The 12,286-nt window shown below is 42.7% G+C and carries 9 protein-coding genes; 6 read left to right on the top strand and 3 right to left on the bottom strand.

The genetic code is table 11. The features are described 5' to 3' along the window. Positions 1 to 20: 20 nt before the first annotated feature. The gene (gene xylR / locus NST59_RS09400) at positions 21 to 1,181 is read right to left on the bottom strand and encodes a transcriptional repressor XylR (protein WP_341040579.1); all 1,161 of its coding nucleotides are present in this window, start codon (positions 1,179 to 1,181) and stop codon (positions 21 to 23) included. Positions 1,182 to 1,391: 210 nt separating this feature from the next. Between xylR and xylA the strand changes: the two genes are divergently transcribed. The 3 genes from xylA (at position 1,392) to NST59_RS09385 (ending at position 5,038) form a co-directional block, all read left to right on the top strand. Beyond that, positions 1,392 to 2,729, top strand: a complete 1,338-nt coding sequence (xylA, locus tag NST59_RS09395; protein WP_058837903.1) for a xylose isomerase — start codon at positions 1,392 to 1,394, stop codon at positions 2,727 to 2,729. Between the two features lie 35 nt (positions 2,730 to 2,764). Then, positions 2,765 to 4,264 (top strand): xylulokinase, encoded by a 1,500-nt coding sequence (xylB, locus tag NST59_RS09390; protein WP_039179215.1) that lies wholly within the window; start codon positions 2,765 to 2,767, stop codon positions 4,262 to 4,264. An 87-nt stretch (positions 4,265 to 4,351) separates the two neighbouring features. Continuing rightward, the gene (locus NST59_RS09385; protein ID WP_025093139.1) at positions 4,352 to 5,038 is read left to right on the top strand and encodes a glycoside hydrolase family 11 protein; all 687 of its coding nucleotides are present in this window, start codon (positions 4,352 to 4,354) and stop codon (positions 5,036 to 5,038) included. 45 nt (positions 5,039 to 5,083) lie between these two features. Here NST59_RS09385 and NST59_RS09380 read toward each other — a convergent pair whose 3' ends face one another. Together NST59_RS09380 and NST59_RS09375 are read right to left on the bottom strand one after the other, a co-directional pair. Beyond that, positions 5,084 to 7,126 (bottom strand): molybdopterin oxidoreductase family protein, encoded by a 2,043-nt coding sequence (locus NST59_RS09380; protein WP_247544566.1) that lies wholly within the window; start codon positions 7,124 to 7,126, stop codon positions 5,084 to 5,086. Between the two features lie 131 nt (positions 7,127 to 7,257). Continuing rightward, positions 7,258 to 8,454 (bottom strand): cytochrome P450, encoded by a 1,197-nt coding sequence (locus tag NST59_RS09375; RefSeq protein ID WP_144491453.1) that lies wholly within the window; start codon positions 8,452 to 8,454, stop codon positions 7,258 to 7,260. 470 nt (positions 8,455 to 8,924) lie between these two features. Between NST59_RS09375 and proC the strand changes: the two genes are divergently transcribed. The 3 genes from proC to NST59_RS09360 are packed head-to-tail and all read left to right on the top strand — an operon-like array spanning position 8,925 to position 12,155. After that, positions 8,925 to 9,722, top strand: a complete 798-nt coding sequence (proC, locus tag NST59_RS09370; protein ID WP_039179207.1) for a pyrroline-5-carboxylate reductase — start codon at positions 8,925 to 8,927, stop codon at positions 9,720 to 9,722. 27 nt (positions 9,723 to 9,749) lie between these two features. Beyond that, positions 9,750 to 10,868, top strand: coding sequence for a glutamate 5-kinase (proB, locus tag NST59_RS09365; RefSeq protein WP_144491454.1), 1,119 nt, complete (start codon positions 9,750 to 9,752; stop codon positions 10,866 to 10,868). A gap of 18 nt (positions 10,869 to 10,886) precedes the next feature. After that, on the top strand, positions 10,887 to 12,155 hold the full coding sequence (locus NST59_RS09360) for a glutamate-5-semialdehyde dehydrogenase (protein WP_039179202.1): 1,269 nt from the start codon (positions 10,887 to 10,889) through the stop codon (positions 12,153 to 12,155). Positions 12,156 to 12,286 lie beyond the last annotated feature (131 nt).

The following is a 12,286-nucleotide window of genomic DNA, read 5'->3' as shown; positions in this document are numbered from 1 at the left end:
TTTATTGGAAAATAAATAGATCATGTTGTGAGGGTGGCATCTTGCAGGAAAGCTTCTATGACAAGAGATGTCATCCCCAATACTGGTGCATTGTGTCCTAATGATGAGGGGAGCAGCTCTATCTGTGAGCTGAATTGCGTATCCATTCGCGAGGATACCTCCTCCCCAATCACATTTAGAACCGTTTGATGTGATTCGATCACTTTGTTTCTTAAAATAATGGCTTGCGGGTTAAAGGTATGAAGGACGTTTGTGAGACCGACGCCAAGGTAAAAACCAAAGTTGCGCAGAGCATTGAGCGTTCTCATATCATTTAACTTGGCCAGCTGTTCCAGGTCTTGATGGGAGATGGGCTGACCATCTGTTTGAAGAGACTGAAACAAGGCTTTCTCAGATGCATACAATTCCCAGCACCCACGGTTCCCGCAGCTGCATGTTGGTCCATTAAAATCAATCGTCATATGTCCCATTTCACCAGAAAAGCCGAAAGCTCCTCTGTATAAGTGATGATTGATAATGATTCCGATCCCTATGCCAGTGCCGATGCTTGCATAAATCAAATGGTCATAGTGTTTAGCGGCACCAAAGATTTTTTCACCATATGCACCGGCATTTGCTTCATTTTCAATGAAGATCGGCACTTGGAATGTGTCTTGGAGCGGCTTTTTCAGATCAACATTTTTCCATTTGGAATGAGGCGTAAACACGATTTGTTCATCTGCATCTACTAACCCATGTATGCATAGACCAATGCCAATGAGCCCGTATGGGGAAGAGGGCATTTGTGTGATGAGCTGCTGTATTAATTCAATTAATTTACGTATCGTCACATCAGGAGAGCTCGGTGGGAGCTTGATCTGCTCTTCGTAAAGAATGGACCCTTCAAGGTCTGTTAATATGCCATTGACATAATCAACACCAACATCAATCCCGATGGAGCAGCCAGCACGTTTATTAAACATCAGTAAAACCGGTCTTCTCCCACCGCTAGACTCACCTTGGCCGATTTCATAGACAAGATGTTCCTTCATTAACGTACTTACTTGAGAAGAAACAGTCGATTTATTTAATCCAGTGCGTTCAGATAATTTTGCTCTCGAAATGGGCGCATGCTGGAGAATTTCTTTTAATAATAGTTTTTGATTTATTTTTTTTACAAAGTTCTGATCAGCGATATCCACGTTATCCACTCCATTTGTTTCGTCTTTAGATTAAGTTGAGAAGAGCTGCTTTTTTTCGCATGTATTCGATAAAAAAGATGATTTTAACTTTATTATAACGAAAATATTTCTAAAAAACTAAAAAATATGGAAAATTCAAAGAGATTTTCTCATACATTGATCGTTAGTTTGTTGAATCAACTTACAAAGTGTACTCAGGAGGAATGAAGAATGGCTAAATCAAATATGAAAACGTTATACAGCTTAGAAGGAATCAGCAAAATTCAATATGAAGGAAAACAATCAAAAAATCCACTCGCCTTTCAATACTATAATCCAAGCGAAGTGATTGGCGGAAAAACGATGAAAGACCACCTGCGTTTTTCAGTCGCTTATTGGCATACATTAACCGCTGATGGAACTGACATGTTTGGAACTGGCACGATGCAGAGAGCATGGGACTCCTATAGCGGAATGGATTTAGCAAAAGCTAGATTGGAAGTCGCTTTTCAGCTTTTTGACCTACTAGATGTACCGTATTTTTCATTCCATGACCGCGATATCGCGCCAGAGGGAGAGACGCTTCAAGAGACCAATCAACAATTAGACATCATTTTAGAAAGAATGAAAGAATACATGCAGCAAAGCGGAGTAAAGCTGCTGTGGAACACGGCCAATATGTTCAAGCACCCTAGATTTGTACACGGTGCTGCGACATCTTGTCATGCAGATGTCTTTGCCTATGCGGCCGCACAGGTTAAAAAAGGCATCGAAACCGCCAAAGAACTCGGTGCAGAAAATTATGTTTTCTGGGGTGGACGAGAAGGGTACGATACGCTGCTTAATACAGATATGAAAAGAGAGCTTGATCACATGGCGGCCTTCTTGCATATGGCTGTTGATTATGCAAAAGAAATTGGGTACACAGGTCAATTTTTAATTGAACCAAAGCCAAAGGAGCCGACAACTCATCAATACGACACAGATGCAGCGACATCCATCGCTTTTTTAAAGCAATACGGATTAGATTCTCATTTTAAATTAAATATCGAAGCCAATCATGCGACACTCGCTGGCCATACGTTTGAGCACGAATTGCGTGTCGCAAGAATTCATGGGCTGCTCGGTTCTGTTGATGCGAACCAAGGGAATTCGCTTCTTGGGTGGGATACAGATGAATTTCCAACCGATCTGTATGCCACAACTCTTGCCATGTATGAAATTTTGCAAAATGGCGGGCTAGGGGCTGGCGGTCTCAACTTTGATGCAAAAGTGAGAAGAGCTTCCTTTGAACTTGAAGATATTTTATATGCCCATATTGCCGGAATGGATGCATTCGCAAAGGGACTGCGGGTCGCTCATAGACTCATAGAAGATCGTGTGTTTGAAGATGTGATAAAGCACCGGTATCGCAGCTTTTCTGAAGGAATTGGACGTGACATTTCAGAAGGGAAGGCAAACTTTCATACATTAGAAGAATATGCGCTGAAACATCCTTTGATCAGAAACGAATCGGGAAGAGAGGAACAGCTGAAGGCCCGTTTAAATCAATACTTGTTAGAAGATTAATTGAATGGGCGGACCTGTTTTGAAGGAGTGAAAACATGAAATATGTGATGGGAATTGACCTTGGAACGAGCGGGGTCAAAGCGATATTAGTCGATGAGAGCGGAAAGGTGTGCTGCGAAGCCTCTAAGCCGTACCGCCTCATTCAAGAGAAACCGGGATATTGTGAGCAGCATCCTGAAGATTGGGTAGAGCAGACAATAGCTGTGATGAAAGAACTGATGGCAAAGCAACCTGTTCATTCAAGGCAAGTCGAAGGCATCAGCTTTTCCGGACAGATGCATGGGTTGGTTCTATTAAATGAATCTCGCGAAGTGCTCCGCCCTGCAATTTTATGGAATGATACACGAACGACAGCACAATGTGAACACATGACAAAAAAGCTGGGGGACCGGCTGCAAAAGATCACAAAAAACCAGGCGTTAGAAGGATTCACACTGCCTAAATTACTATGGGTAAAGGAACATGAACCACATATTGATCAACAAATCGACATGTTTTTACTCCCAAAAGATTATGTCAGATTTCGTTTAACAGGCGCTGTCCATATTGATTATTCTGATGCGGCGGGCACTTTGCTGTTAAATATCGGTGAACAGACGTGGAGTGAGGAGATTTGTCAGGCATTTGACATTTCTCCTCATATTTGCCCGCCGCTTGTCACATCAGAGGCGGAGGTTGGTACACTTTTGCCGCACATTGCACGTGATGTTGGGATGAAAGAAGGCGTGAAGGTTTTTGCCGGCGGGGCAGATAATGCTTGCGGAGCAATTGGTGCTGGTATCTTATCCTCTGACCGCACGTTATGCAGCATCGGCACATCGGGTGTCATTCTTTCCTACGAAGAAGATCATGAAAGGGAACTTCAGGGGAATTTGCATTTGTTTCATCATGCAAAAAAAGACGCTTTTTACACAATGGGCGTCACCCTTTCAGCGGGATATAGTCTTAACTGGGCAAAACACTTACTGGCACCTGAGGAATCGTTCCAATCACTTTTAGAAGGTGCGGCTCATGTTGCGCCAGGAGCGAAAGGATTGCTTTTTACTCCCTATTTAGTTGGGGAAAGAACACCTCATGCGGATTCGATCATTCGCGGCAGCTTGATTGGATTAGACAGCAGTCATGAAAGGGCACATGTTGTCAGGGCTGTGTTAGAAGGAATTACCTTTTCGCTGAATGAATCTATCGCATTATTCCGGCAGGCAGGAAAAAACATAGATTCTATTGTGTCCATTGGCGGCGGTGCAAGAAGCCGGACATGGCTTCAAATGCAAGCAGACATTTTTCAGGCTGACGTCATCCAGTTAGACAATGAACAAGGGCCTGCATTAGGTGCAGCCATGCTTGCTGCGGTTGGCTGCGGGTGGTATCCGTCACTTGAAGCATGTGCTAATCAATTGATCCATCAAGCTGCTGTTTATGAGCCAGAGCAGCAGCATGCGGAAGTATATGCTGATCTATTTCATTTGTATCAAAGGATTTATACACAAACAAAAGACATCCATGCCGGGTTAAAGCCGTATCGTTCCATCTAGCAGAATGAGCTTCATGAAAGGAGGTGATGGGTTTTTCATCTGAGGGATGACAGAACAATACGAATGAAAAAAGGAGAGGGATGGAAAATGAATTTGAAAAGATTGAGGCTATTGTTTGTGGTGTGTATTGGATTTGTGCTGACACTGACGGCTGTGCCAGCTGATGCGAAAACGATTTATAATAATGAAATGGGTACACATAGCGGATACGATTATGAATTATGGAAGGATTATGGAAACACATCGATGACACTCAATAACGGCGGGGCATTTACTGCAGGCTGGAACAGTATCGGAAATGCCTTATTTCGAAAAGGGAAGAAGTTTGATTCCACTAAAACTCATCATCAGCTTGGCAACATCTCCATCAACTACAACGCAAACTTTAACCCAGGCGGGAATTCCTATTTATGTGTCTATGGCTGGACACAATCTCCATTAGCAGAATACTACATTGTTGATTCATGGGGCACATATCGTCCAACAGGAGCGTATAAAGGATCATTTTATGCCGATGGAGGCACATATGACATTTATGAAACGACTCGCGTCAATCAGCCTTCCATTATCGGGATCGCGACCTTTAAGCAATATTGGAGTGTACGTCAAACAAAACGTACAAGCGGAACGGTCTCCGTCAGTGCGCATTTTAATAAATGGGAAAGCTTAGGCATGCCAATGGGTAAAATGTACGAAACGGCATTTACTGTAGAAGGCTACCAAAGCAGCGGAAGTGCGAATGTGATGACCAACCAGCTGTTTATTGGACGATAAAAGCTTATAAAAAAGCCAGCAGTTTTTTGCTGGCTTTTACTTTTTCTAAGATAATTTTTCAACTTCGACTCTGCCAGAAAAGAACGTCGCGCCGCCGCCCATATCTGCCAATCGATCAGGTGTTAACCCATTCACTAAATGTTTTTTCCCTTTTTGATCTGCCCATAATCCTTGACTGACCACAACACCAGATAATACATTTTGACCGACTGACACGACAAGCTCACACTCTCCTCGGTCGTTCAGCACACGGACCATGTCACCATCTTCAATCTTTCTTTCCTTTGCATCTTGTTCATTCATGTGCAGCTTCGGAAATTTCTCAAGCTTTTGATGCTTTTCATGAAGTGAGAAGGTGGAATTCAAAAAATTATGGTTCGGCCCCGGTATAAAGGTAAGCGGATAATCGCTTTCCTGATAAAGGGGCACATAGGTTGGAAGTGCTGGATACCCGTCTTTTTTCATTTGTTCAGAATAAAGCTCAATTTTTCCGCTTGGGGTTTGAAGCTTTAATTCCTCGAAAGTTCCACGCTTTGCTTTGATCCATTTCTTTTCTTTTAATGCTTCGTATGAAATGTCCTCATAATGCGGATTTTCTGGATGATGAAGAGCTTGTTCCATGAGCTCAGCATCTGTCTCTCGGAAGGCTTCATCTTCAAAGCCCATCGCATGAGCTAGCAGGCGGAATACTTCAGTATTAGATTTGCTTTCTCCGTAGCGTTCTATCACTGGCTCCTGAATTTGAATATAATGATGCCAATATGATGTATAGAAATCCTCATTTTCAAAGGCAGATGTCGCCGGCAGGACAATGTCTGCATACGCCGCTGTTTCTGTTAGAAATAAATCATGAACCACTGTAAATAAGTCCTCTCTCAGCAAACCTTCTCTGACTTTATTCGCTTCAGGTGTTACAACTGCAGGGTTGCACGAATAGATAAAGAGAGAATCAACGGAAGGCTCTGCACTTGTCAGCACACTTCCCAGCTGGTTCATATTAAATGATCTAGGTGTGCGTTCTTTTAATAAATCCGGCCGCTGAAGAGCTGTTTCATTATAGCTAAGAAAAGAAGAGTTTGATTTCATCGCGCCGCCGCCCTTGTGCAGCCATTGACCAGTCAGGGCAGGGAGGCAGGAAATGGTTCTAATACTCATCCCGCCATTATCATGGTGCTGCAAACCATTCCCAATGCGAATGAGAGATGGTGATGTCTCAGCGTACATTCTAGCTAGTGTCATGATGTCATCCTTAGGGACACCCGTGATTCGCTCAATTGTGTCTGGATCATACTGCTTCACATGCTCGCGCAGCTCTTTATGACCGACCGTGTAGGTCTCTAAAAAGGCTTCATCTGTACGTTCCTCTTTAAAAAGGACATGCATGATGCCAAGGGCAAGTGCACTGTCAGTACCAGGTCGAAGCGGAATGAACCAATCTGCCATCCGGCCGGTTTGGTTCTTGTGAACATCAATCACAACAACCTTAGCTCCTTGCTTTCGCGCTTTTTGTGCCAAGGTGATTTGGTGCATATTGGTCGATACGGCATTGATGCCCCAAAAGATAAATAGTTTCGTATGAATGGTGTCTTCAGGATCTGTCCCAATGCTTGAACCCATTGTATATTTATAGCCAGTCGTTCCCGCTGACTGACAGATCGTCCGGTCTAACTGACTTGAACCAAGACGATAAAAAAAGCGGCGGTCCATTCCTTCTGCGTTGAGATTGCCCATGTTCCCATAGAAGCTGTAAGGCAAAATGCTTTCTGACCCTTTTTCTTCGATCAGCTTTGTCCATTTTTGACGAATGGTTTCAATGGCTTCTTCCCACGTAATCGGTGCAAACTGTGCTTCGCCTTTTTTACCAACACGTTTTAAAGGAGTGGTCAGTCTTTTTTCATCGTATAAACGGGCTGTGACATTACGCACTTTGTTGCATATGTTTCCTTGTGTGACAGGGTGATCCGGATCCCCCTGCACTTTCACGATCTTTCCATTTTCTTTATGTATTAAAAGACCGCACTGATCCGGGCAATCTAACGAACAAACTGATTTGAATATTCCGTCTTTCATCGCTGTATAATCGGTCATGAGTTTTCGGCTTCCTTTCTGCATTCCGTTATCGCTTTGTATGGACTTTATTTTAGCATGTTCGGAGGTGGAAGGTAAGAAAGAGATGATGAATTGTAGAAAATGAAAAAAAGCCCCTGAAAAAGGGACTTTTAAAAACGGGTGACTTGTACAGGAAATTCTTTTACCCCAAAAACAAACGTGCTTTGAATAGGTTTTAGCTGATCTGCAGCGCAGGTGATGTCTTGAAACGTATGGAGTAAAACATCAAGCGCAATGTTGCTTTCAAGCCGGGCAAGCGGTGCACCGAGACAGAAATGAATGCCAAACCCAAAGCTCATATGCGGATTTGATTTCCGATCAAGCCGGAACGTATCTGGATCTTCAAACTTCTGTTCATCCCGATTTGCTGAAGCAACCCAGCTGATGAGGTAGTCTCCCTTTTCAATGCGTGCGCCAGCAATTTCAACATCCTCTGCGGCGATTCGGCCAATGGCTTGAACAGGCGGATAATACCGCAACGTTTCCTCAGTCAATGGAGGAATAAGAGAGGGGTCCTGTCGAACGGATTCAGCGATATGCGGCTGCTCTGTCAGCAGTCGTACGGCATTTGTGATTAGATTGGTCGTTGTCTCATTGCCTGCAACGAGTAATAGAATACAAAAGCCAAGCAGTTCATTCTCCGTTAAACGCTCTCCATCGATTTCTGCTTGAATGAGAAGCGAGATCAAGTCACCCGCAGGCGTTTCTTTTCGTTTTTTGATCAAATGAGCAAAATAAACGGAAAGCTCCTCTTCAGCGCGTTTTTGCATATCTACAACAGCCTGAATGGCTTCTTTTGATTCATCCTTAGCACCTGCCACAAGGGCATCAGAATGTTTTTTAATCAGCTCTCTGTCCTGCACCTCTGCACCGAGAAGCTCAGCGATGATCATCACCGGCAGGGGAGCTGCTAAATCTTGCACGATATCAAACGTACGTTGATCCTTGACTTGATTTAATAAATCATGTGTCAGGTCTTTGATCTTATCTTCTAATTGCTTGATCGCTTTTGGGGTGAATGCTTTATTCACGAGCGCTCTCATCTTTGTATGTTTTGGAGGATCCATCGTTAAAATACTTGTTTTAGACGTGCTTCTTCCTCGCTGTGAAGAGAACACTTTAGGCTGCTTTAGAACAGACTGGATATCCGCATATCGAAAGAGATCCCAGCACTTTCTTGTCTCATCATATCTAATATCACTTTCTGCACGCAGCTCATTGTAAATAGGGAATGGGAAAAGAAGGTCATCGGTAGAACGGATTTCTTTCATTGGAATCACATTGATATAGTTTTCTTTCACTTTCATTATGAACGCTCCTTTTTCACATGATTTCTCTTTCACGGTATCACCAGTAAAATATCATTTCAACGGACATGTTTTCTAAAATATGTCAATAGTCTAATCGAAAGATTCAAGCACATTCACCAAATAGGAAAATAGAAAGTGATTAAAATGAGAGCGCTTTCTAAAAAATAGAATTGAAGTCACCGAAACCAAAAATAAAATGGGGAATTCAGTCGAACGAAAGGGTCCTATGATTCAAATGATCATAGTTCTTTTGATCTAAATCGCTGAATTTGAAAAACACGGCTAACATACTTACAGCAAGCTGTCCGCCAGGCATTCGGGACTTTTGAAAAGCGCTGGCTCTTTCTTGACACGATTTCTCATCATGTTACGATTACTAACGTGCGAAAAACGCGAACAAAAAGCGAACAAGGGAGAGGATCAATATCATTGATCAAAAGAAAGTTGCTTTCATTGGAGCAGGTTCTATGGCGGAAGGAATGATTGCAGGGATTGTGCGATCAGGACAGATGCCGCTAGGCCAAATCTACGCAACAAACAGACAAAATCAACATCGATTGAATGAACTAACGAAACAATACGGAATTCAAACAGCCGCAATGGATTCATTTCCTTTTGAAGAAATGGATATGTTGATCCTGGCCATGAAACCAAAGGATGCTGAAGCAGCACTGGAATCATTAAAATCTCGTATTCAGCCACATCAGCTTATCATGTCTGTCCTTGCAGGTGTTAAGCTATCGTATATTGAAGACATGCTGCACGAAGGCCAGCCTGTTATAAGGGTCATGCCAAATACCTCAAGTACGATCGGGGCATCAGCGACTGCTTTATCGGCTGGACGTTACGTGAAAAACGATCATATGAGCATAAGCCAGGCTCTTTTATCTGAAATGGGCGAAGTCTATACCATTCAGGAAGAGCAAATGGATATCTTTACTGGAATTGCTGGAAGCGGGCCCGCCTACTTTTATTTCTTAATGGAAAGAATCGAAGAAGCAGGAGAAGAGGCAGGTTTATCAAAGGAATTGTCTCGCCAAATTGGCGCGCAGACACTCCTCGGTGCGGCAAAAATGCTCCAAGAAACAGAGGAAAATCCTTCAGTCCTAAGAGAGAAAATTACGTCACCAAATGGAACAACTGCTGCTGGACTGAATGCATTAGATGATTTTGGCGGAGGAGAAGCGATCAAGCAGGCTGTCAAACATGCTGCCAATCGATCAAAAGAGATAAGCAATCAGCAAAAACAAAAAGTATCTATATAAATAGAATTCAGATGCAGGAGTGATAAGGTGTACGCAAATAAAGAGAGAAAACGAATTGTTGTGAAAATCGGAAGCAGCTCTCTTACTAGCTTTCAAGGTGAGATTAGTTTAAAAAAACTAGAAAACCTCGTCAATCAAATTGTGAAACTGAAAGATGAAGGACACGAAGTCATTTTGGTTTCATCTGGTGCGGTTGCAGCTGGTTACCGAAAACTAGGATTTATCGATAGACCGAAAACACTGCCGGAAAAGCAGGCATCTGCCTCAATTGGGCAAGGGCTTTTAATGGAATCATATTCTACTTTATTTTTATCACACGGTTATATTGCCTCACAGCTCTTAATCACAAGAAGTGATTTTTCTGATGAAACGCGCTATCAAAATGTACGCAACACAATGAATGTGTTATTAGATCGAGGCATCATCCCCATTATTAACGAAAATGATACAGTGACGATCAATCGGTTGAAGTTTGGAGACAACGATACATTGTCTGCAAAAGTAGCTGGCTTAATTGATGCGGATTTCCTTGCCATTTTATCTGATATTGATGGCTTGTATGAAGATAATCCTCATACAAATCCAAATGCAAAGAGAATTCTTGAAGTCACTGACATTACAGAAGACATCGAAGCAGCTGCTGGAGACGCAGGCAGCAGCGTAGGTACAGGCGGAATGAAATCAAAGCTCGATGCTTTTAAAATATCAATGGCCGCAGGTATCAATGGTTTTTTAGGAAAAGCAGATACGCCTCACATTTTAGACAATGCGATCAATGGGACAGAGGACGGCACTTATTTTACCGCTGACGAAAATGTAGCGCCGCTGAACTATAAGAAGCAGTGGATTGCCTTTCATTCTGGACCAAAAGGTGAGATCGTGGTTCAAGAGAAAACACAGGAATTTCTCATGCACCGAGAGGGAAGTCTTGATTCTGATGGGATTGTCAGTGTGAAAGGTTCATTTAAAAAAGGCGATGTCGTCCGTATTTTAGATCAAGATGAAAGAGAAATAGGGCTTGGTATTGTGAATTATGCGTCAGATGAACTCGCACGTAAGAGTGACTTGTTACAAGATGAAATCGTTCATGTCGTCGATCTTGAAGCATTTGTTTGTCATTTAGATTTATCGATTCCAGTTTGTTAACCAAAAGGGAGGAATTCCATGACACTGACAGCTGAAGTTGTCACATCGGTCAAAGAAAAAGCGAAAAAAGCAAAGCACGTTTCAAAAAAACTAAGTTTACTTCAGACAGAGGAAAAGAATGACGCACTGCTTAAAATGGCAGAAGCGTTAGAGCAAAAAAGCCGCTTCATTTTACAGGAGAATCAAAAAGATTTAAATGCTGGGAAAGAAAAGGGCTTCTCAGAGGCACTTTTAGATCGGTTAATGTTAAATGAAGAAAGAATTCATGAGTTTGCTGAAAGTTTGCGGCTCGTGACGAGATTAACAGATCCTGTTGGAGAAATATTGGATGAATGGACTCTTGATAACGGCTTACATGTGAAAAGCCGAAGAGTACCGCTCGGCGTGATCGGGATGATCTATGAAGCGAGACCGAACGTCACTGTCGATGCAGCAGGCCTTGCCTTAAAGGCAGGCAACTCAGTGATTTTAAAAGGCGGTTCCTCCGCTATTTCTTCCAACAAAGCCATTGTCAGTGTGATTCATGAAGCATTGGATCAAACAACAATTCCTCGTGATGCGGTGCAATTGATTGAACAAACAGACCGTTCATCGGTTCAGGCGATGTTTCAACTTAAAGAATGGATCGATGTGTTAATTCCGCGAGGCGGAGCTTCCTTAATCAAAACAGTGGTGGAGGAATCCACTATTCCAGTGCTTGAAACAGGGACAGGAAACTGTCATGTCTTTATTGATCAAACCGCGAATGTGAAAAAAGCCATTGAGATTGTGATCAATGCGAAAACGAATCGTCCGGCTGTATGTAATGCACTTGAGACGCTGATTATTCATCGCGATTGGCTGAAAGAAAATGCAGTCTCATTAAATGAAGCTTTGCAGGAGCACCGTGTCACTGTACATGGAGATCAGGCAGCAGAGTCTTACTTTTCACATGCGGTTCCTGCTGGGGAAGTAGATTGGACAGATGAGTATTTAAGTCTTGATCTTGCGGTAAAGGTAGTCGATTCAATCGAGGAAGCGATCAGCCATATCGATCAGTACGGCACAAAGCATTCAGAAGCCATCGTGACAGAAGATGAAAAACATGCACTCACGTTTCTAAACGAAGTCGATGCGGCGGCTGTTTATCATAACGCATCGACTCGCTTTACAGACGGCGGCGCACTTGGCTATGGAGCTGAAATCGGCATTTCTACTCAAAAACTCCACGCAAGAGGGCCAATGGGACTTCCTGCACTCACGACAACTAAGCTGCTTCTATGTGGCGACGGTCAGATTAGAAGATAGAGAAGATTCAAGAAACACTACCTTTTTATGAGGTAGTGTTTTTTAGTGAATTTATACGAATGAGTGAAAATTTAAATCACAATCTATATATTTACTTTTAAAACTATAATTGGTAGTCTGATTACAAATGT

It is taken from the genome of Bacillus sp. FSL R5-0439 (assembly GCF_038008805.1).
GTDB classification, from domain to species: domain Bacteria; phylum Bacillota; class Bacilli; order Bacillales; family Bacillaceae; genus Bacillus; species Bacillus safensis.
Note: the sequence above shows the minus strand (reverse complement) of the source record. Positions and strands in the feature narration are given on the sequence as shown.